This window comes from Streptomyces panaciradicis (genome assembly GCF_023516615.1).
In the GTDB taxonomy this organism is placed as follows: Bacteria; Actinomycetota; Actinomycetes; order Streptomycetales; family Streptomycetaceae; genus Streptomyces; species Streptomyces panaciradicis.
On the sequence record NZ_JAMGBF010000110.1, the window covers coordinates 1 to 20255 of the forward strand.

The following is a 20255-nucleotide window of genomic DNA, read 5'->3' on the forward strand; positions in this document are numbered from 1 at the left end:
CCCCGCGTGGGGGCCGCGCCGCGCCGAGCGGACGGCCGGGGCGCCGACGGGTGGCGCGGTCGGGCGGTCTCCGGGTGTCCAGGCGCGTGCCGTGCGGGAGTTGCTCGCCGGGGCCTTCCGCATGCCTGCCGACGAGGACCCGCAGGAGGACGGGGCCACGCTCGACGCCCCGGCCGGCGAGGGAGGCCCGGCCGCCGCGGGCGCTCGGCGCGCGGACCCCGACGAGGTGCGCGGTCCGGACGGGCTGTCTCCGGGAGGCGCCGGTTCCGGCGGCGACGCGTCCGCCGAGCCGTCCCTTCCGGCGCCGGCCCTCTCCATGGCCGCCCCCTCGCGCGACGGCGAGTTGCGGCGCACGTTCGCCGCTCTGCCGCCCCCGGACGCCGGGACGTTCGCGCGGACCTGGTGGGGGAACGCGTGGGTCACGGCCCTGGAGGAGGGCGCGCTCGACGCCAAGAGACTGGCCCGGGGCAGGAGTTACGCCGAGCAGGGACACGTGGACGCCATCACCGTCACACCGGGGCTGGTGCTGGCGTACGTGCAGGGCAGCCGTCCGCGCCCGTACCGGGTGCAGGTGCGGCTGCGCACGCTGGAGGACGACGACTGGCGGCGTTTCCTGGACGCCGCCGTCGAGCGGCCCGGGCACATCGCCGCGCTGCTCGACAAGGAGCTGCCGCACACGCTGGCCGACTGCGGGGTGCCGCTGCTGCCGGGGCCGCGCGACCTCGACCCGCACTGCAGCTGCCCCGACCGCGGGCACCCCTGCAAACACGCCGCCGCCCTGTGCTACCAGACGGCCCGGCTGCTCGACGCCGACCCCTTCGTCCTGCTTCTGCTGCGCGGCCGCGGTGAACGCGAACTGCTCGACGCCCTGTCGCGGCTGAACGCGGCCCGGGCGGCCCGCGCCGCCCAGGAGCGGGAACCGGCGCAGCTCCCCGGCGTCCGCGCCGCCGACGCCGTCCTGGCCGAAGGCCGGCTCCCGGCCCTGCCGCCGCCGCTGCCCGTGCCCGCGCACCCCGGGCAGCCTCCTGTCTACCCGGCGGCGCCGGGCGGCCCCGACCCGTTCGCGCTGGACCAGCTGGCGACCGACGCCGCGGCCCGTGCGCACGCCCTGCTCAGCACCGGCCGTGACCCCGTGGCCGAGCTGACGCTGTGGCAGGACGCCGTCCGGGTCGCCGCCGCCCGCCCCGGTTCCGGCCTCACCGCGGCCACCCGGTCCCTGTACGCCTCGCTGGCCGCCGCGTCCGGCCGCACCCCGGCCGAGCTCGCGCGGGCCGTCGCCGCCTGGCGACAGGGCGGTCCGGAGGGGCTCGCCGTCCTGGAGGAGCCCTGGGACCCGCCGGCCGGCCGCTTCGACCGTGCGCGTCCGCTGCTCCTCGCCGCGGACCTTCCGGCCTTCCGTCCCTGGCACAACCACCTCACCCACCCCCGCGGCCACGTCCAGCTCCGCCTCGGCCGTGACGGCCTCTGGTACGCCTACGAGTCCGAACCGGGCCACGACGACTGGTGGCCGCGCGGCACGCCGGACCTCGACCCGGTGGGGGCGCTCACCGGTCTGGGCGCGCCGAACGACCTCTGACGGTGCCGTGCCGTCAGGCCTTGGCCACGGTGAGCAGGACGACGGCGTCCTCGTCCGCCCGCAGGCTGTGGCGGGCCGGGGGGAGGGCGATGAGGTCGCCGGTCCGGCCGTCCCAGGACGTGTCGCCGCTGATGAGGCGGACCCGGCCGCGCAGGACCAGCAGGGTCGCTTCCCCGGGGCTCTCGTGCTCGGCCAGCTCGGTGCCGGCGGTCAGGGCGAGCACGGTCTGGCGGAGGACGTGTTCGTGCCCGCCGTACACGGTGGTGGCGCTGCGGCCGGTGGCGGCGGCCGTGGCGCGTTCGAGGTGCTCGCGGGCGAGTGCGTCCAGTGACAGTTTCTGCATGGTGACCAGTGTCCGCGCGAGGCGCGGCTGCGGCCACCGTGGGTGCGGGCGGCGGCACCGCACAGGACCAACAGCCCCTGCGATGGGGGCTGTTCGGCCCGTGTGCCGCGCTTGCGGGTCGGCGATGCTTCTTCCCGGAACCGGACGGCGGGAGCCGCCGAAGGTCGCTGTCACCCGTGCGCCGAGTGTTCTCCATGCCTGACGGCCGCGGAGGGGAGCGGCGGCCCGCCGTCCCGGTCACCGCCGGCCGCCTCCCGTGCCGGGGAGGCGGCCGGCCCCCCGCACGGCGCCTGCCACGGCTGCCCCGCCTCCTGGCTCACCCTGCACCAGCGGCTCGAGCGCCGCATTCGGCAGCGCCATCCCGCGTTGCGGGAGGTCCGCGACAGCGCCGCGCCGCACGGCCCGCCGTTCAGAGCAGGCCGCTCCAGTAGGACCAGAAACGGGTGAGGACCAGCATCACGATCACCCCGTACCAGCCCGCCAGCAGCAGCCCGTGGGTGTCCCGCAGGACCGTGACCACACCGCGTGGCGCGCGCAGGATGCCTCGTTCCAGGCAGTGCAGGGTCAGGTACCAGAACAGGGCGATGGTGACGGCCCAGACCGCGGCGCAGTAGGGGCAGAGCTTGTTCAGCTCGTACAGGGACTGGCCCATCAGCCAGTGCACGAAGACCACTGCCGCCAGCGCCCCGGCGTCCAGCGCCAGCCACAGCCGGGGGTGCAGGCGGGCCCCGGCCAGCACGGCCACGCCCAGCGCGGTCACGGCCGCGAACGCGCCCAGCCCGAGCAGCATGTTGGGAAACCCGAAGAGACTGCCCTGGGCACTGGACATGACGCTGCCGCAGCTCACGACGGGACTGATGTTGCACGGCGGCCGGTAGCCCGGGTCCTTCAGCAGCCGCCAGTCGTCCACCGTGAGCTGGAAGGAGGCGAACCAGCCGACGACCCCGGCCACGAGCATGACCAGACCGGTGCGGCGTCCGGCGCCCACCGCACGCGTGGGCGGGAGGGGTGCGGGGGCGCCGCTCATGCCGCGCGGCGCGAGCCGGACGAGGAGCCCGCCCCGACGGCCGGCTTCGGTACGGGCGGTGTGCCGGCCCGCCGCCGGTAGACCAGGTAGGGCCGCACGAGATAGCCGACCGGCGCGCTCCACACGTGCACGAGCCGGGTGAACGGCCAGGCCGCGAAGAGCAGGCAGGCGCTCAGGGCGTGCAGCTGGAACAGCAGCGGCGCCCCGGAGATCGCCTCGGGCTGCGGGTGCAGGGTGAAGACGCCGCGGAACCAGACGGAGACGGTCTCCCGGTAGTCGTAGCCGCCGCCGAAGACGTTGTGCACGGCGGTGGCGCTGAAGCCCAGCAGGACCGTGAGGGAGAGGAGGGGGAAGAGCAGCTTGTCGCTGCGGTCGGTGGTCAGGCGGATCCGGCGGGCGAGCAGGCGGCGGGCGCACAGCATGCCCAGGCCCGTGACCATGGCGACCCCGGCGACCGAACCCAGCGCCACGGCCGCGGTGTGGTAGGCGTGTTCGCTGATCCCGGCCGCCTCCGTCCAGGTGGCGGGGACGGCCAGGCCGACGACGTGTCCGGCGATCACGGCGAAGGCGCCGAGGTGGAACAGCGGGCTGCCCCAGCGCAGCCAGCGGTGCTCGAGGAGCTGACTGGTGCGCGAGGTCCAGCCGAACTGGTCCTGGCGGTAGCGCCAGACGTGCCCCACCACGAACACCGCGAGGCAGATGTAGGGGAAGGCGGTCCACAGCAGCAGGTCGGTGCTGCTCGCCGTGGCGGTGGCCGACAGGGTCAGCGGGGCGTTCATCGGGGGCCTTCCGTACGGCTGGTCGGGGCGGGCGGTACCCGGGTCGGCGGGGCGGGCGGCGGCGGCACGAACGCGCCCGGAGGCGCGAACTCGCCGTCCCCGTAGGTGCCGTAGGGATCGAGTCCGACGTCCTCGTTGGGCGGCCCCTCGGCGGCCAGCCGGGCCACCGCGGCCCGGTCGGCGTCGGTGGGCGGCGGCAGCAGGGTGAGCAGCGCGGCGAGGACGTGCCGGTAGGGCGAGTCGGCGTCGGTCAGCGCCCGGTGGATCAGCTCCAGGCCGCGCCGGTGCTGGCGCAGCGGCGCCTCGCCCCCGCCCGGGCCCGCCAGGGCGGCGAACTCCAGGACGACCGGGAGGTGGTCGGGCAGCTCGCCCCCGTCGGTGTCCCAGCCGGCGGCGCGGTAGCGCTGGTTGAGGGTGAGCAGCGCCATGCCGCGGCGCCGGGTGTCGCCGTGCAGGTAGTAGGTGAGGTAGAGGCTGCTCTTGCGGCGCAGGTCGAACATCTCGACGTAGTGCCGTTGCAGCGCCTCGGGCTCCTGCGCGGCGAACCAGCCGGCGAACCGCGTCAGCCGCTGCGCCGCCGGGGTGTCCGGCAGTGCCGCCACCACGGTCGTCAACTCGGCCCGCGCATCGGTCAGTTCCTCGTCCGGGTACTGCAGCAGCAGCGACACCAGCCGCAGGGTCAGCGCCCGGCCGGCGGTCTCCTCGGGCGTGAGCCGGGACGGGCGGCGGACGGCGGCCCGGACGCGGGTGCGCACGAGTGCGGGAATGGTCGTCGGCAGGGGGCTCATGCTCGTCCTCCGTCGGACGCCCGGCGCAGGGTGGGGATGCCGAGCATCACCTTGCGGGGCTGCGGGTCGCCGGTGGTCTCCACCGGGCAGCGGTTCTCGATGGCGCTCAGCGCGGCCGCGTCCTCCTTGTGCGCGGCCGGCACGACGTAGCGGTCGGCGTACTTGGCGACGGCGAGCAGCCGGTGCAGGTCCTCGGCCTCGCCCGCGGTGAGCCCGACGGCCGCCAGCGCCGACTCGTCGGCCTCCTCGCCGAGCGTGCTCGAGCGCATGTGGGAGCGGAGCGCGGTGAGTTTCATCAGCACGCCGGCCACCACGTCCGTGTCGCCCGCGGTGAACAGCTCCGCCAGGTACTCCAGCGGGATGCGCAGCCGGGTGACGGCGGCGAAGACATGGTCGGGGTCGTTCTGGTCGCCGCCCGCGCCGGTGACGGCGTCCAGCACCGGTGACAGCGGCGGCACGTACCAGACCATGGGCAGGGTGCGGTACTCCGGGTGCAGCGGCAGCGCCACCTTGTATCGGCAGACCAGGTCGTACACGGGGGAGCGGCGGGCGGCCGCCAGCCAGTCCTCCGGGATGCCCGACTCCCGTGCCGCGGCGGCGACTTCGGGGTCGTTCGGGTCGAGGAAGACCCCGCGCTGGGCGTCCAGCAGGTCCTGTTCGTCCGCGGTGGCCGCGGCCTCGCCGACGCGGTCGGCGTCGTACAGGAGCAGTCCGAGGTAGCGCAGCCGGCCGACGCAGGTCTCCGAGCAGACGGTCGGCTGGCCGGCCTCGATGCGCGGGAAGCAGAACGTGCACTTCTCGGCCTTGCCGGTGGCGTGGTTGACGTACACCTTCTTGTACGGGCATGCCGTGACGCACATCCGCCAGCCCCGGCAGCGGTCCTGGTCGACCAGGACGATGCCGTCCTCGGTGCGCTTGTACATCGCGCCGGACGGACAGGCCGAGACGCAGGCGGGGTTGAGGCAGTGCTCGCACAGCCGGGGCAGGTGGAAGAGGAAGGTCTGCTCGAACTCGAACTTCACCTTCCGCGCCCACTCACCGGAGAGGTTCGGGTCGCCGCCGGCGTGTTCCGGGGCGCCGCCCAGGCCGTCCTCCCAGTTGGCGCCCCAGGTGATGGCGGTGGGGCGGCCGGTGAGCACGGACCGGGGGCGGGCGACCGGGATGTCCGGCCCGGCCGGGGCGCCGACGAGGTTGTCGTAGTCGTAGGTGACCGGCTCGTAGTAGTCCTCGATGGACGGCAGGTCGGGGTTGGCGAACAGCGACAGCAGCCGCTTGACCCGGCCGCCGGAGCGCAGCACCAGCCGGCCCCGCTTGTCGAGCATCCAGCCGCCCTTCCAGCGCTGCTGGTCCTCGTAGCGGCGCGGGTAGCCGACTCCGGGCTTGGTCTCGACGTTGTTGAACCAGGCGTACTCCACGCCGGTGCGGTTGCTCCACGTCTGCTTGCAGGTGACGGAACAGGTGTGGCAGCCGATGCACTTGTCGAGGTTCATCACCATCGCCACTTGGGCCAACACGCGCATGTCAGTACTCCACGTCCTGCGAGCGACGGCGGATGACCGTGACCTCGTCGCGCTGGTTTCCGGTCGGGCCGTAGTAGTTGAAGGCGTAGGTGAACTGCGCGTAGCCGCCCGCGAGATGGGTGGGCTTGAGCAGCAGCCTCGTGAGGGAGTTGTGGATGCCGCCCCGCTTGCCGCTGACCTCGGTCTTCGGCACGTTCACGGTGCGGTCCTGGGCGTGGTACATGTACACCGTTCCCTCGGGCATCCGGTGGGTGACCACGGCCCGGGCGGCGACGACGCCGTTGCGGTTGTAGGCCTCGATCCACTCGTTGTCCTTGACGCCGATCTTCTCGGCGTCGGCTGTCGACATCCAGATCGTGGGGCCGCCGCGGGACAGGTCGAGCATGTACTTGTTGTCCTGGTAGTTGGAGTGGATGGACCACTTCGAGTGCGGGGTGAGGTAACGCACCGTCACCTCCGCGCGTCCGTCCCGCAGCTGCTCGTCCCCGTAGTGCCTCGGGGCGTTCAACGGCGGCCGGTACACCGGAAGTTGCTCGCCGAGCTCGGTCATCCAGTCGTGGCTGACGAAGAAGTGCTGGCGGCCGGTGAGGGTGTGCCAGGGCTTGCGGTGCTCGGTGTTGATGACGAACGGCGAGTAGCGCCGTCCGCCGGTCTCCGAACCCGACCACTCGTAGGAGGTGATGACCGCCCGGGGCTGGGTGCGGGTGTCGGCGAACGTGATCCGTTCCGCCTCCCGCTCGGCGGACAGTTCCACCAGGCCCTCGCTGCCGGTCTGCTCCTGCAGTCGCCGGAAGCCCTCCGTGGCCAGACGTCCGTTGGTGGTGCCGGACAGGGCGAGGATGGCCTCGCACATGTCGGTGGCGGTGGCCAGGGACGGGCGGCCGGCGGCCACGCCGTCGCGGACGGTGCCGTTGCGGTGGCGCAGGTCCTCGATCTCCCGGTCGGGGTGGACGGTGACGCCCTTGGTGGTCGTGCCGAGCGTGTCGAGGAGCGGGCCGACCGCCCGCATCTTCTGCGCCACGGCCGTGTAGTCGCGTTCGACGGTGACGAGCTTGGGCATGGTCCGGCCCGGGACGGGCTCGCACTCGCCGGCCTTCCAGTCCCGCACCACGCCGCCGGGCTGGGCGAGTTCGTCGGGGGTGTCGTGCTGCAGCGGCACCGCCATGACGTCGGTGCGCGTGCCCAGGTGGTCGACGGCCAGCTCGCTGAACCTGTCCGCGATCGTCAGGAAGGTGTCGTAGTCGGTGCGCGCCTGCCAGGGCGGTGCGATGGCCGGGGTGAAGGCGTGCACGAAGGGGTGCATGTCCGTCGACGACAGGTCGTCCTTCTCGTACCAGGTCGCGGCCGGCAGGACGACGTCGGCGAGCAGGCCGGTGGACGTCATCCGGAAGTCCATCGCGACCAGCAGGTCGAGCTTGCCCTCGGGTGCCTCGTCGTGCCAGACCACCTCCCGCGGCCGGTGCTCGGGCGGGGTCTCGGCGGAGCGGACGGCCGCGTCCGTGCCCAGCAGGTGCCGCAGGAAGTACTCGTTGCCCTTGCCGGAGGAGCCCAGCAGGTTGGCCCGCCACACCGTCAGCACCCGCGGGAAGTTGGCCGGGTCGTCCGGGTCCTCCACCGCGAACCTCAGCCGTCCTGACTTGAGTTCGTCGACGACGTGCTCGGCGACCGGCCGGCCCTGCGCCGCGGCCTCGTCGGCCAGGTCCAGCGGGTTGCGGTCGAAACCGGGGTGGCCCGGTGTCCAGCCCAGCCGCACCGCCTGCGCGAGGGTGTCGGCGAACGCCTTGCCCTTGAAGCGTCCCGCGCCGAGCGGCGAGGCCAACTCCTCGGGTCCGAAGGCCTCGTAGCGCCACTGGTCGGTGTTCAGGTACCAGTACGAGGTGCCCGCCATGTGCCGGGTGGGCCGCTGCCAGTCGAAGGCGAACGCCAGATGCTGCAGCCCGGTGACGGGACGGACCTTCTCCTGGCCGACGTAGTGCGCCCAGCCGCCGCCGTTGACGCCCTGGCAGCCGGTCATCGTCGTCAGCGCAAGAAACGCGCGGTAGATGGTGTCGGAGTGGAACCAGTGGTTGGTCCCGGCCCCCATCGCGATCATCGAACGGCCCTGGGTGCGCTCCGCGTTGCGGGCGAACTCCCGGGCGATACGGGCGGCCTGCTCGGCGGGCACCGAGGTGACGGTCTCCTGCCAGGCCGGGGTGTACGGCTGCGAGGCGTCCTCGTAGGAGGCGGGCCAGCTGCCCGGCAGGCCGGGGCGGTGGACGCCGTACTGGGCGAGCATCAGGTCGAAGACGGTGGTCACCAGCCGGCCGCCGACCGTGCGGACCGGCACCCCGCGCACCATCACCGAACCGCCCTCGGTGGGGCCCTCGTCGAAGCGCGGCAGCGCGATCCCCACGGTGTCCTCGGCCGACTCCAGCAGGCTCAACTCGGGCACCACGTCACCGAGTTCCAGGTTCCAGCGGCCCCGCTCGGCCTCCCCCCAGCGGAAGCCGAGCGAGCCGTTGGGTACCACCGGTTCGCCGGTGGCCGTGTCGAGGAGCACGGTCTTGGACTCCGCGTGCTCCGTGTCGTGCCCGAGGTCGGCCGCGGTCAGGAACCCGTCCGGGACCATGCCGTGTTCGCTCTCCCGCAGGGTCACCAGGAACGGCGCGTCCGTGAACGACCTCAAGTAGTCCCGGAAGTACGGCACTTCACGGTCGACCAGGAACTCGCGCAGGATCACGTGCCCCATCGCCATGGCCAGCGCCCCGTCCGTGCCGGGATGCGGGGCGAGCCATTCGTCGGCGTGCTTGACGTTGTCGGCGTAGTCCGGGCTCACCGCGACGACCTTGGTGCCGTTGTAGCGGGTCTCGGTCAGGAAGTGCGCGTCGGGCGTGCGCGTGACGGGGATGTTGGAGCCCCACATGATCAGATACCCGGCGTTCCACCAGTCGGCCGCCTCGGGCACGTCCGTCTGGTCACCGAACACCTGCGGCGAGGCGATCGGCAGGTCGGCGTACCAGTCGTAGAACGACAGCAGGGTGCCGCCGATCAGAGACATGAAGCGGGCGCCCGCGGCGAACGACGCCATCGACATCGCCGGGATCGGCGAGAAACCGGCGACGCGGTCGGGCCCGTACTCCTTGACGGTGTGCACCTGCGCGGCGGCCACCAGCTCGGCCACCTCGTCCCAGTCGGCGCGCACCAGGCCCCCCTTGCCGCGAGCCCGCTTGTAGGCGCGGGCCTTCGCCGGGTCGGAGGTGATCTCCGCCCACGCGGCCACCGGGTCGCCGAGGCGCCCGCGCGCCTCGCGCCACAGCTTCAGCAGCGCACCGCGCACATACGGGTAGCGCACCCGGCTGGGCGAGTACGTGTACCAGGAGAACGACGCGCCCCGGGGGCAGCCGCGCGGCTCGTACTCCGGGCAGTCCGCGCCGATCGACGGATAGTCGGTGGCCTGGTGCTCCCAGGTGATGATGCCGTCCTTGACGTACACCATCCACGAGCAGGAGCCCGTGCAGTTCACGCCGTGCGTGGAGCGCACCACCTTGTCGTGCGCCCACCGGTCCCGGTAGAAGCCCTCCCACTTGCCGTCGTTCTCACCGAACACGGCCCGGCCGTCGGCCGAGACCTCACGCCGCGTCAGCAACCGCCGGGCCGCGAGCGGCCAGCCCTGCTCGCCGCGCGGCTGTTCCCGCCGAGCGTTTTGATCGTTCTCCATGGACCGGAACGCTAGGTGGCGCGTCCCCTGGTGCGCCTGGGGCCGGCGGTCCTGCCCGGACAGCCTTTCGGCCCCGTTCCGGCGGTGGGGCCAGGGCCCAATGGCCCCGGTGCGGGGACCGGTCGGCGGGCGAGGCGGGTGAGCCCGGCGTTGCATTCTGAGCACGGGGCTGGCCGCGCCGCACGGCCCGTTTCCGCTGCTCGCCCAGATCGCTGACCGGTACCCCGGCGTCTTCGCGGTGGAGTACCTGGAGCGAGGCCCGGAGACCTGGCGGCTCCGGCTCGGCCACCGCTGACACCCGTTCACCGCCCCGCGTACGAAGGAAGACCCCTCATGAAGGCCGCGCCCCGCCCCACCCGTGCCCTGATCGGCCTGGTCGGCATCGCCCTGTCCGCCGCCGGGCCCGTCATGCTGCTGCGCGGGCGCAGCGGCCGCAAGGAGATACGGGCCGAACTGACCGCGCAGCGCATCTCCTTCCCGGACCACGGACTCCCCGCCCACCTGGCCCGCTTCACCGGCTGCCAGGTGCGCACCGGGATCGAGGCCCATGCCTACGCCGACCTCATCAAGGACCATCTCGCCCGGGCGACCGGCGGCCGGACCTACGCGGAGATCACCGACGAACTCCACGCCGGCGGCGGCGAGGACGACACGCTCGTCCGGCTGCGGCAGACCGCGTTCATGGGCGAGACCCTGCGCGGCTCGCTGCTGTCCGCCTGCCAGGCCTGGCACCTCACCACCCTCGTCATGGGCCTCGGCGCCCTGCTGACCGGCACCGGAGCGGCCCTCGTGGCCACCGCCACCGGCCTGGAAGCACAGCTCCGCCGCCCTGACCGGCCGTAGGTCAAGGGACCGTCGGCCCTCCGGCGGGGACCGGTCGGCCGCCGCGCCGCGCCCTTCCCGCTCCGCATGATGATCAGCGACCGACCCGGAGGTATCCCGTGCACCACCGCAATCCGCGCCTGTGGGGCCGTTTCCGTCGCCGTCCCCCGGCACAGGCGCCGCGCACGGTCCGAGCCGGTCACCGTCCGGCCGCCCGCCTCGTCTGCCCTGACTCCAGGGCGGCCGGACACAGCCCCGGCACACGGGGGAGGGCGGGCAGATGAGCACCGCCGTACGGGCCGTGCGCCGCCAGCGGCACGACGCGGCGGAACGCCCGTTCATCGTCATCTGGGAGTCCACCCGGGCCTGCCCGCTGGCCTGTCTGCACTGCCGGGCCGAGGCCGTACCCGGCCGTGACCCCCGCGAACTGGACACCGCCGAGGCCGAGGACCTGCTGCGCCAGGTCGCCGACTTCGGGCAGCCCGCCCCGCTGTTCGTCATCACCGGCGGAGACCCCTTCCAGCGCCCCGACCTCACCGAACTCATCGCCCACGGCAGGCGGATCGGGGTCCGGGTCGCCGTCTCGCCCTCCGGCACCCCCACGCTCACCGAGGAGCGGCTGCGCGCCGTGCACGCCGCGGGCGCGTCCGGGCTCTCGCTCAGCCTGGACGGTTCCACCGCCGAGGTGCACGACACCTTCCGCGGGGTGCCCGGCGTCTACCGCTGGACCCTGGACGCCTGGGACACCGCCCGCTCCCTCGGCATGAAGGTGCAGATCAACACCACGGTCGCCCGGCACAACCTGCACGACCTGCCCGACATCGTCCGACTGGTCGCCGACCACGGGGCGATGCTGTGGAGCGCCTTCTTCCTGGTGCCCACCGGCCGCGGCCGCGACCTCGGCGCACTGACCGCGGCCGAGACCGAGGACGTGCTCCACTTCGTCCACGACGTGGGCCTGACCGTGCCCGCCAAGACCACCGAGGCCCACCACTTCCGCCGCGTCGCGCTGCAGCGCCGCATCCTCGCGGACCGCGGCGAGGACCATGTCGCGGTCCTCGGCCTCGGCCCGCTGTACCGCGAACTGCGCGAGCGCGCGGCCGAGTCGGGCCTGGACGGCACGGTGCGCCGGGTGCGGCGGCCGCCGCTGGACGTCAACGCCGGCCGCGGCTTCGTCTTCGTCTCCCACACCGGTGACGTGCACCCCAGCGGCTTCCTGCCGCTGAGCGCGGGGAACGTGCGCACCTCGCCGCTGACGTCGGTCTACCGCACCTCCCCGCTGTTCACCGCCCTGCGCTCACCCGGCATGCTCCAAGGCCGGTGCGGAGCCTGCGAGTTCCGCGAGGTCTGCGGCGGCTCGCGGTCACGGGCGTACGGCGTCACCGGCGACCCTTTCGCCGAGGAGCCGTGGTGCGGCTACCGGCCCGGCTCCTTCCCTCACCAGCGGGAACTGGCCGCACTGCTGAACAGAGGTGACAGCCGCCCGCACCGCGGCTCCAGGGAGTGAGGACCCCGTACCGCAAGCCCTGCTGTGATCAGGTTCGGTCGGGCCGGCACGCGGTTCAGGCGCCGGTCCCGGCGGGGCGCGGCACGGCACTCTCCTTCGCCGCCACTCCCACGGCTCCGTTGACCTCCCGGCCGGTGATCATCTCGGCCTCGATCCGGACGAAGACCCCGTCCCGCGGGGGCATCCAGGAGATGGGGCCGGAGCGGGACAGCCGCTCGTGCTCGGCGGGGTCGGTCACCACGGTGGCCCGCCCGGTGACGACCACGCTCCAGCCCGACCGGGTGAGCGCGTCGAACTCGTCCGCCTCGAACGCGACCACGACGCCGTCGATGGCCCGCACCAGGTCGGAGGCCGGCGAGGTGTACACGAGGACGGCGTCGTCCTCGTCGAGGGAGAAGTTGATGGGCAGGACCGCGGGCAGCGCCTGACGGGTGTACACGACGCGGCCGACCGGCACCTCGGCCAGCAGGCGCAGACTCTCCTGTCGGTCGAGTGTGCGGAAGCTGTCTGTCTGGAACATCAGTCCATCGTCCGTGGGAGTGTACGGGCGGGGTAGGGCCGACCGGCCCCAGGGCGTGTTTCGGAAGTCCCGTCTGCCGGGCGACGCGAAACACGCCCTGGTGCGGCGGGCGGGACCTCCGTCCTCGGCCGGGGACCGATGGCCCCTGCCGTCGGCGGACGCGGGGACGCACCGTGGTGGGAGCGCCCGTCTGCGGCGCGCCCGTCCCGGCACAGGAGCGAGGAGAGACACCGGTGTGCGAGTACTGCGGCTGCCAGTCCCTGGCGTCCATCGACGAGCTGACCCGTGAGCACGACGAGGTCGTCCGCCTGATCAGCCACCTGCGCAGCGCCCACCGGGAAGCCGACGAGGCACGGATGGCCGAGGTCGCCCGGCGGATCAGCACCGTCCTCGGCCCCCACACGCGGGTCGAGGAACACGGGCTGTTCCCCGCGCTGGCCCCGGACTTCCCGGAGCAGATCGCCGCCCTGGAGGCCGAGCACCGCCACGTCGAAGCGGTGCTGGCCGAGTGCGCCGACGGTGTCACACCCTCCGACCCGTCCTGGCCCGATCGGCTGATGGCGGCGATGGCGGTGCTGCGCGACCACATCCTGAAGGAGCAGGACGGCGTCTTCCCGGCCGCGCTCGCGACCTTGGGCACCGAGGAATGGGAAGCGGTGGAGGAGGTGCGCGCCCGGGCGGGTGGCGCCCTGCGCGGACGCGCCGCCTGACCCCCGGCTGTTGACCTTCGCGGGGGCGGCGGTCGTAGAGTCGTGAAAGGCCGGACTCGATCACGACTCGTACGGGCCTCGACGCCCGGGGCGGAGCGGCACGGTGGGCACGGAAACCAGCCGGACACGGGCGGGCCTGGACGGCGAGCTGACGGACGCGCTGGTGCGCTCACGCCGGTTCTTCACCCGGGCGGAGATCTCCGAGGACCTGCGCACCCTGCACCGCAGCGGCGGCCGCCAGGCGGACGCGTTCTACCGGGACCGCTGGTCGCACGACAAGGTGGTGCGCTCCACCCACGGCGTGAACTGCACCGGCTCCTGCTCGTGGAAGGTGTACGTCAAGGACGGCATCATCACCTGGGAGGCGCAGCAGACCGACTACCCCTCGGTCGGCCCGGACCGCCCCGAGTACGAGCCGCGCGGCTGCCCGCGCGGAGCGGCGTTCTCCTGGTACACCTACTCGCCGACCCGGGTGCGCTACCCGTATGTCCGCGGTGTGCTGCTGCGGATGTACCGCGAGGCCAAGGCCCGCCTGGGCGACCCGGTGGCGGCCTGGGCGGAGATCGTCTCCGATCCGGAACGCGCCCGCCGCTACAAGCAGGCGCGCGGCAAGGGCGGTCTGGTGCGGGCGAGCTGGGACGAGGCGGTGGAGCTGGTGGCCGCCGCGCACGTGCACACGATCAAGGAGTACGGCCCCGACCGGCTGGCCGGCTTCTCGCCGATCCCGGCGATGTCGATGGTCTCCCACGCGGCGGGCGCCCGGTTCTACTCGCTGCTCGGCGGGGTGATGCTGTCGTTCTACGACTGGTACGCCGACCTTCCGGTGGCCTCGCCGCAGGTCTTCGGCGACCAGACGGACGTACCGGAGTCGGGGGACTGGTGGGACGCCGGCTACCTGATCATGTGGGGCTCGAACCTGCCCGTCACCCGCACCCCGGACGCGCACTGGATGGCCGAGGCCCGCTACCGCGGCCAGAAGGTGGTGGCGGTCTCCCCGGACTACGCCGACAACGTCAAGTTCGCCGACGAGTGGCTCGCGGCCAGGCCCGGCACCGACGGGGCGCTGGCGATGGCGATGGGCCACGTCCTCCTCAAGGAATTCTTCGTCGACCGGCCCACCGGTTACTTCACCGACTACGTCAAGCGGTACACGGACCTGCCCTTCCTGGTCACCGTCGAGGAACGCGAGGACGGCACGTACACGCCGGGCAAGTTCCTGACGGCGGCCGACCTGGGCGGCGAGCACGCCGCGGCGGAACACGCCGAGTTCCGCACCGTGCTGCTGGACGGCGCGACCGGGCGGCCCGTCGTGCCCAACGGCACCCTCGGCGACCGCTACGGCGAGTCGGGCGCCGGACGGTGGAACCTGGATCTCGGAGACGTCGACCCGCTGCTGTCCGCCGAGGGCGGCGGCGAGGAACCGGTGCCGCTGGAGCTGCCCCGCTTCGACACCGACGGCGGAGCGGACCGGCTGCGCCGCGGCGTGCCGGTGCGGCGCGTGGCCGGCCGCCTGGTGACCACCGTCTACGACCTGCTGCTCGCCCAGTACGGCGTGGCCCGCGCCGGACTGCCCGGCCGCTGGCCCACCGGTTACGACGACGCGAGCGAGCCGTACACCCCCGCCTGGCAGGCCGCCGTCACCGGGGTGGACGCCGGCAAGGCGGCCCGGATCGCCCGGGAGTTCGCGGCCAACGCCGAGGAGTCCGGCGGCCGTTCCATGATCGTCATGGGGGCGGGGACGAACCACTGGTTCCACTCCGACACCATCTACCGCGCCTTCCTGACGCTGACCACACTCACCGGCTGCCAGGGCGTCAACGGCGGCGGCTGGGCCCACTACGTCGGCCAGGAGAAGGTCCGCCCGCTCACCGGCTACTCGGCGATCGCGACCGCGGCCGACTGGAACCGCCCGGCCCGGCAGATGATCCAGACCGCCTACTGGTACCTGCACGCCGACCAGTTCCGTTACGACCCCTTCTCCGCCGACACCCTCGCCGCGCCCGGCTCCGGCGGCCCGTTCGCCGGCCGGACCACCGCGGACGTCATCGCCGCCTCCGCGCGCATGGGATGGATGCCGTCGTACCCGACCTTCGACCGCAACCCCCTCGACCTCGCCGACGAGGCCGCGGCGGCCGGGCGCACGGCCGCGGAGCACGTGGTGGCCGAACTGAGGGCGGGCCGGCTGGGGTTCGCGGGCGAGGACCCGGACGCCCCCGAGAACTTCCCGCGGGTGCTCACGGTCTGGCGGGCCAACCTGCTCGGCTCCTCCGCGAAGGGCAACGAGTACTTCCTCAAGCACCTGCTGGGCACGGACTCCTCGGTGCGCGCCGCCGAGGCCCCGCCGCACGCCCGCCCGAAGGACGTGGTCTGGCGGGAGGAGGCCCCCGCCGGAAAGCTCGACCTGCTGCTGACCCTGGACTTCCGGATGACCAGCACGACCGTCTTCTCCGACGTCGTGCTGCCGGCCGCCACCTGGTACGAGAAACACGACCTGTCCAGCACGGACATGCATCCCTTCGTGCACGCCTTCAACCCGGCCATCGCCCCGCCCTGGCAGACCCGCACCGACTGGGACGCCTTCCACACCCTCGCCCGCGAGTTCAGCCGCCAGGCCGCCGGACACCTCGGCGTGCGCATGGACGTGGTGGCCGCGCCACTGCTGCACGACACCCCCGACGAACTGGCCAATCCCCGCGGCCGGGTCCGCGACTGGAAGGCCGGCGAGTGCGAGCCCGAACCCGGCCGCACCATGCCCCGGCTCGTCACCGTCGAACGCGACTACGGCGCGATCGCCGACAAGATGGGCGCCCTCGGCCCCCTGCTGGACTCCCTCGGCGCCACCACCAAGGGCGTCACCTTCCACCTCGACAAGGAACTGCAGTACCTGCGGCACAAGAACGGCGTCGTCCGCGGCGGCCCCGTCGACGGCCGTCCCTCGCTCACCCGGGACGTGGACGCCTGCGAGGCCGTCCTCGCCCTGTCCGGCACCACCAACGGCCACCTGGCGACCCAGGGCTTCCACACCCTGGAAGCCCGCACCGGACGGCAGTTGGCCGACCTGGCCGCCGAGCACGAGGGCAGGCGGATCACCTTCGCCGACACCCAGGCCGCCCCCGTCCCGGTCATCACCAGCCCCGAATGGTCCGGCTCGGAGACCGGCGGCCGCCGCTACTCCCCGTTCACCGTCAACGTCGAACGCCTCAAGCCCTGGCACACCCTCACCGGCCGCCAGCACTTCTACCTCGACCACGACTGGATGGCCGCCCTGGGCGAACAACTCCCCGTCTACCGGCCGCCGTTGGACATGCACGCCCTCTTCGGCGAACCGCAGGTGGGGGAGAGCGGCGAACTCGGCCTGACGGTCCGCTACCTCACCCCGCACAACAAGTGGTCCATCCACTCCGAGTACCAGGACAACCTGTTCATGCTGTCCCTCTCCCGCGGCGGCCCGACGATCTGGATGAGCACCCAGGACGCCGCCAAGGTGGGCGTGAAAGACAACGACTGGGTCGAGGCCGTCAACCGCAACGGCGTCGTCGCCGCTCGCGCGATCGTCTCGCACCGCATGCCGGAGGGCACCGTCTACATGCACCACGCCCAGGACCGCCTGATCGACGTGCCCCGCACCGAGACCACCGGCCGGCGCGGCGGCATCCACAACTCCCTGACCCGCCTGCTGATCAAACCCACCCATCTCATCGGCGGCTACGCCCAGTTGTCGTACGCCTTCAACTACCTGGGTCCGACGGGCAACCAGCGCGACGAGGTCACGGTCATCCGGCGCCGCGCGAACCAGGAGGTGACCTACTGATGCGCGTGATGGCCCAGATGGCGATGGTGATGAACCTCGACAAGTGCATCGGCTGCCACACCTGTTCCGTCACCTGCAAACAGGCGTGGACCAACCGCACCGGCGTCGAGTACGTGTGGTTCAACAACGTCGAGACCCGCCCCGGCCAGGGCTACCCCCGCCGCTACGAGGACCAGGACACCTGGAAGGGCGGCTGGGAACTCAACAAGAAGGGACGCCTCGCCCTGAAGGCGGGCGGCCGGTTCAAGAAGCTCATCCAGATCTTCTCCAACCCGGTGCTGCCCACCCTCGACGACTACTACGAGCCGTGGACGTACGACTACGAGACCCTGACCAACGCCCCGGCGCAGGAGCACACCCCCGTCGCCCGGCCCAAGTCCCTGATCTCCGGCAAGGACATGAAGATCTCCTGGTCGGCGAACTGGGACGACGACCTCGGCGGATCGGCCGCGACGGGCGAGAAGGACGTTCTGCTCGGCGAGATCTCCGAGAAGATCAAGCTGGAGTTCGAGCAGAGCTTCATGTTCTACCTGCCGCGCATCTGCGAGCACTGCCTCAACCCCTCGTGCGCCGCGTCCTGCCCCTCGGGCGCCATCTACAAGCGCACCGAGGACGGCATCGTCCTGGTCGACCAGGACCGCTGCCGGGGCTGGCGGATGTGCGTGACGGGATGCCCGTACAAGAAGGTCTACTTCAACCACCGCACCGGCAAGGCCGAGAAGTGCACCTTCTGCTTCCCGCGCGTCGAGGTCGGCCTGCCCACCGTGTGCTCCGAGACCTGCGTCGGCCGGTTGCGCTACATCGGACTCGTCCTGTACGACGCCGACAGGGTGCTCGAGGCCGCCTCCACGCCCGACGAGAAGGACCTCTACCAAGCCCAGCGCGGCGTGCTCCTCGACCCCGCCGACCCGGACGTCGTCCGTGCCGCGGAGCGGGCGGGCATCCCCCGGGACTGGATCGAGGCCGCCCGGCGCTCCCCGGTCCACGCCCTGATCGACACCTACAAGGTCGCCCTGCCGCTGCACCCGGAGTACCGCACCCTGCCCATGGTCTGGTACATCCCGCCGCTGTCCCCGGTCGTGGACGCCGTCCGTGACACCGGCCACGACGCCGAGGACCACACCACCCTCTTCGCCGCCGTCGACGCCCTGCGCATCCCCGTCGACTACCTTGCCCAGCTCTTCACCGCCGGCGACCCCGGCCCGGTGGACGCGGTGCTGCGCCGCCTGGCCGCCATGCGCTCCTACATGCGCGACATCAACCTCGGCCGCGAACCCGACGCCGCCATCCCCGAGGCGGTCGGCATGAGCGAGGAGCAGATGTACGACATGTACCGGCTGCTGGCCCTCGCCAAGTACGACGAGCGCTACGTCATCCCCCCGGCCCACGCCGAACAGGCCCACCGCCTGGAGGAGTTGGCCACCGAGTGCAGCCTCGACCACGAGGGCGGCCCCGGCATGGGCGGCTCCGGCCCCTTCGGCGAGACCTCCGGAGGCGCCGCGCCGATCGCGGTGGAGAACTACCGGGCCCTGCGCGAGCGGCAGACCGCGGAGACCCCCGCGGCCCCCGTGGACAAGGCCACCCGGGTCAACCTCCTCAACTGGGACGGCAAGAGCTCCCCGCCCGGCCTGTTCCCGCCCCCGCCCGCCGCCGGCCCCGGAGAGGAGGCCGAGCCACAGCCATGAGGAAGACATCGCGCGGCTCCCGCGGCGAGCCCTGGCACCCGCACGCCTGGCAGACGCAGTCCCTTCTGCTCGGCTACCCCGACGCACACTTCGCCCGGCACCTCGACCTCGCCGTCCGGGTCGCCGCCGGTCTGCCGCAGCCGGTCGCCCGGCCCCTGCTGGCCTTCACCGCCGTCGCCGGGCGGACCGCCCCCGACGACCTGGCCACCGCCTACGTGGCCACCTTCGACCACCGCAAACGCTGCTGCCTCTACCTCACCTACTACACCCACGGCGACACCCGGAAGCGCGGCCCGGCCCTGCTGCGCCTGAAACAGGCCTACGCCGCAGCCGGCTGGCGGCTGAGCGACGACGAACTGCCCGACCACCTCGCCGTCGTCCTGGAGTTCGCCGCGACCGAACCGGACGCCGGAGTCCGCCTGCTCACCGAGCACCGGGCCGGCCTGGAACTGCTGCGTCTGGCCCTCACCGACGACGGCTCGCCCTGGGCCTCTGTGCTCGACTCCGTCTCGGCCACCCTGCCCGCTCTCGCCGGCGACGAACGCGAGGCCGTCCTGCGCCTCGCCGCGGCCGGCCCGCCCGACGAACAGGTCGGCCTCGACCCGTACGCCACCCCCGTACTCCTGCCCGACCCCACCGTGAGGGGCCCCCGATGACCACGCCCGCACCGCCCCTCACGCTCGCGGCCGGCACCGGCGCCGGCGCCGTCCTGCTGTGGGTCGCCCTGCCCTACGTCGCCCTCGCCGTGTTCGTCCTCGGCCACGTCTGGCGCTACCGCTACGACAAGTTCGGCTGGACCACCCGCTCCTCCCAGCTGTACGAACGGCGCCTGCTGCGCATCGGCAGCCCGCTGTTCCACTTCGGCATCCTCGTCGTGCTGCTGGGCCACATCGGCGGCCTGGTCGTCCCCAAGAGCTGGACGGAGGCGGCGGGCATCGGCGAGGACGCCTACCACGCCTCGGCCGTCGTCCTGGGCACGATCGCGGGCGTGTGCACGCTCGGCGGACTGGCGATCCTCGTCTACCGCCGCCGTACCGTCGGCCCCGTCTTCTCCGCCACCACCCGCAACGACAAGGCCATGTACGTCCTGCTGACCGCGACCATCGTGCTCGGCCTGTCCGCCACCGTGGCCGCGAACCTCGTCGGCGGCGGATACGACTACCGCGAGACCATCTCCCTGTGGTTCCGCGGCGTCTTCTCCCTGCGGCCCGACCCCGACCGGATGACCGGCGCCCCCGTCCTGTTCCAGCTGCACGCGATCAGCGCCATGCTGCTCTTCGCCGCCTGGCCCTTCACCCGCCTCGTGCACATGCTCACCGCGCCGCTCGGCTACCTCACCCGCCCCTACATCGTCTACCGCAGCCGCGACGAGCGGCTCGGCGCCCGCCCGCCACGCCGCGGCTGGGAACGCGTCGGCTGACCGCCCCGCGGGAGGTCGCGCCGTCGCCGACGGAGATCGTCCGCCGCCCG

General features: G+C 72.9%; 16 protein-coding genes. 9 read left to right on the top strand and 7 right to left on the bottom strand.

From position 1 onward, the window contains the following. On the top strand, window positions 1-1576 hold a 1576-nt coding region (locus tag M8J74_RS31230), incomplete at its 5' end, for an SWIM zinc finger family protein (protein ID WP_249839655.1). A 13-nt stretch (window positions 1577-1589) separates the two neighbouring features. Here the strand turns inward: M8J74_RS31230 and M8J74_RS31235 are convergent. From M8J74_RS31235 to M8J74_RS31260, 6 genes are all read right to left on the bottom strand, one after another. After that, window positions 1590-1919 (bottom strand): cupin domain-containing protein, encoded by a 330-nt coding sequence (locus M8J74_RS31235; protein WP_249839656.1) that lies wholly within the window; start codon window positions 1917-1919, stop codon window positions 1590-1592. 409 nt (window positions 1920-2328) lie between these two features. Beyond that, window positions 2329-2946 carry a vitamin K epoxide reductase family protein gene (locus M8J74_RS31240; protein WP_249839657.1) on the bottom strand — a complete coding sequence of 206 codons (618 nt, stop codon included), beginning with the start codon at window positions 2944-2946 and terminating at the stop codon, window positions 2329-2331. Next, on the bottom strand, window positions 2943-3725 hold the full coding sequence (gene narI, locus M8J74_RS31245; protein WP_249839658.1) for a respiratory nitrate reductase subunit gamma: 783 nt from the start codon (window positions 3723-3725) through the stop codon (window positions 2943-2945). The genes M8J74_RS31240 and narI (M8J74_RS31245) overlap by 4 nt, the downstream gene beginning before the upstream one ends. After that, window positions 3722-4513: a nitrate reductase molybdenum cofactor assembly chaperone gene (gene narJ / locus M8J74_RS31250; protein ID WP_249839659.1), complete on the bottom strand. Its 792-nt coding sequence runs from the start codon at window positions 4511-4513 to the stop codon at window positions 3722-3724. The genes narI (M8J74_RS31245) and narJ (M8J74_RS31250) overlap by 4 nt, the downstream gene beginning before the upstream one ends. Further along, window positions 4510-6033 carry a nitrate reductase subunit beta gene (gene narH, locus M8J74_RS31255; protein ID WP_249839660.1) on the bottom strand — a complete coding sequence of 508 codons (1524 nt, stop codon included), beginning with the start codon at window positions 6031-6033 and terminating at the stop codon, window positions 4510-4512. The genes narJ (M8J74_RS31250) and narH (M8J74_RS31255) overlap by 4 nt, the downstream gene beginning before the upstream one ends. A gap of 1 nt (window position 6034) precedes the next feature. Beyond that, complete coding sequence (locus M8J74_RS31260) at window positions 6035-9730, bottom strand: nitrate reductase subunit alpha (RefSeq protein WP_249839661.1); 3696 nt, start codon at window positions 9728-9730, stop codon at window positions 6035-6037. A 169-nt stretch (window positions 9731-9899) separates the two neighbouring features. On the opposite strand from M8J74_RS31260, the gene M8J74_RS31265 reads away from it, so the two are divergent. From M8J74_RS31265 to M8J74_RS31275, 3 genes are all read left to right on the top strand, one after another. Beyond that, entirely contained in the window at window positions 9900-10025 is a 126-nt protein-coding gene (locus M8J74_RS31265) for a DUF2249 domain-containing protein (protein ID WP_283948828.1), read from the top strand. A 38-nt stretch (window positions 10026-10063) separates the two neighbouring features. After that, on the top strand, window positions 10064-10573 hold the full coding sequence (locus tag M8J74_RS31270) for a hypothetical protein (protein ID WP_249839662.1): 510 nt from the start codon (window positions 10064-10066) through the stop codon (window positions 10571-10573). A gap of 259 nt (window positions 10574-10832) precedes the next feature. Beyond that, entirely contained in the window at window positions 10833-12059 is a 1227-nt protein-coding gene (locus M8J74_RS31275; protein WP_249839663.1) for a TIGR04053 family radical SAM/SPASM domain-containing protein, read from the top strand. 55 nt (window positions 12060-12114) lie between these two features. On the opposite strand, the gene M8J74_RS31280 is transcribed toward M8J74_RS31275, so the two are convergent. Continuing rightward, window positions 12115-12579 carry a pyridoxamine 5'-phosphate oxidase family protein gene (locus M8J74_RS31280; RefSeq protein ID WP_249839664.1) on the bottom strand — a complete coding sequence of 155 codons (465 nt, stop codon included), beginning with the start codon at window positions 12577-12579 and terminating at the stop codon, window positions 12115-12117. Between the two features lie 233 nt (window positions 12580-12812). Between M8J74_RS31280 and M8J74_RS31285 the strand changes: the two genes are divergently transcribed. The 5 genes from M8J74_RS31285 (at window position 12813) to narI (M8J74_RS31305) (ending at window position 20205) form a co-directional block, all read left to right on the top strand. Beyond that, on the top strand, window positions 12813-13289 hold the full coding sequence (locus M8J74_RS31285; protein WP_249839665.1) for a hemerythrin domain-containing protein: 477 nt from the start codon (window positions 12813-12815) through the stop codon (window positions 13287-13289). A 103-nt stretch (window positions 13290-13392) separates the two neighbouring features. Beyond that, on the top strand, window positions 13393-17100 hold the full coding sequence (locus M8J74_RS31290) for a nitrate reductase subunit alpha (RefSeq protein ID WP_249839666.1): 3708 nt from the start codon (window positions 13393-13395) through the stop codon (window positions 17098-17100). Continuing rightward, window positions 17100-18785 carry a nitrate reductase subunit beta gene (gene narH, locus M8J74_RS31295; RefSeq protein ID WP_249839667.1) on the top strand — a complete coding sequence of 562 codons (1686 nt, stop codon included), beginning with the start codon at window positions 17100-17102 and terminating at the stop codon, window positions 18783-18785. The genes M8J74_RS31290 and narH (M8J74_RS31295) overlap by 1 nt, the downstream gene beginning before the upstream one ends. After that, on the top strand, window positions 18782-19441 hold the full coding sequence (gene narJ, locus M8J74_RS31300) for a nitrate reductase molybdenum cofactor assembly chaperone (RefSeq protein ID WP_249839668.1): 660 nt from the start codon (window positions 18782-18784) through the stop codon (window positions 19439-19441). The genes narH (M8J74_RS31295) and narJ (M8J74_RS31300) overlap by 4 nt, the downstream gene beginning before the upstream one ends. After that, on the top strand, window positions 19438-20205 hold the full coding sequence (gene narI / locus M8J74_RS31305) for a respiratory nitrate reductase subunit gamma (protein WP_249839669.1): 768 nt from the start codon (window positions 19438-19440) through the stop codon (window positions 20203-20205). The genes narJ (M8J74_RS31300) and narI (M8J74_RS31305) overlap by 4 nt, the downstream gene beginning before the upstream one ends. The last annotated feature ends 50 nt before the right edge of the window (window positions 20206-20255 follow it).

Bases quoted from the DNA above. Each gene is read 5' to 3' on its own strand.
- M8J74_RS31235 (WP_249839656.1), bottom strand. From the start codon at position 1,919: ATGCAGAAACTGTCACTGGACGCACTCGCCCGCGAGCACCTCGAACGC.
- M8J74_RS31240 (WP_249839657.1), bottom strand. From the start codon at position 2,946: ATGAGCGGCGCCCCCGCACCCCTCCCGCCCACGCGTGCGGTGGGCGCC.
- narI (WP_249839658.1), bottom strand. From the start codon at position 3,725: ATGAACGCCCCGCTGACCCTGTCGGCCACCGCCACGGCGAGCAGCACC.
- narJ (WP_249839659.1), bottom strand. From the start codon at position 4,513: ATGAGCCCCCTGCCGACGACCATTCCCGCACTCGTGCGCACCCGCGTC.
- narH (WP_249839660.1), bottom strand. From the start codon at position 6,033: ATGCGCGTGTTGGCCCAAGTGGCGATGGTGATGAACCTCGACAAGTGC.
- M8J74_RS31260 (WP_249839661.1), bottom strand. From the start codon at position 9,730: ATGGAGAACGATCAAAACGCTCGGCGGGAACAGCCGCGCGGCGAGCAG.
- M8J74_RS31270 (WP_249839662.1), top strand. From the start codon at position 10,064: ATGAAGGCCGCGCCCCGCCCCACCCGTGCCCTGATCGGCCTGGTCGGC.
- M8J74_RS31275 (WP_249839663.1), top strand. From the start codon at position 10,833: ATGAGCACCGCCGTACGGGCCGTGCGCCGCCAGCGGCACGACGCGGCG.
- M8J74_RS31280 (WP_249839664.1), bottom strand. From the start codon at position 12,579: ATGTTCCAGACAGACAGCTTCCGCACACTCGACCGACAGGAGAGTCTG.
- narH (WP_249839667.1), top strand. From the start codon at position 17,100: ATGCGCGTGATGGCCCAGATGGCGATGGTGATGAACCTCGACAAGTGC.
- narJ (WP_249839668.1), top strand. From the start codon at position 18,782: ATGAGGAAGACATCGCGCGGCTCCCGCGGCGAGCCCTGGCACCCGCAC.
- narI (WP_249839669.1), top strand. From the start codon at position 19,438: ATGACCACGCCCGCACCGCCCCTCACGCTCGCGGCCGGCACCGGCGCC.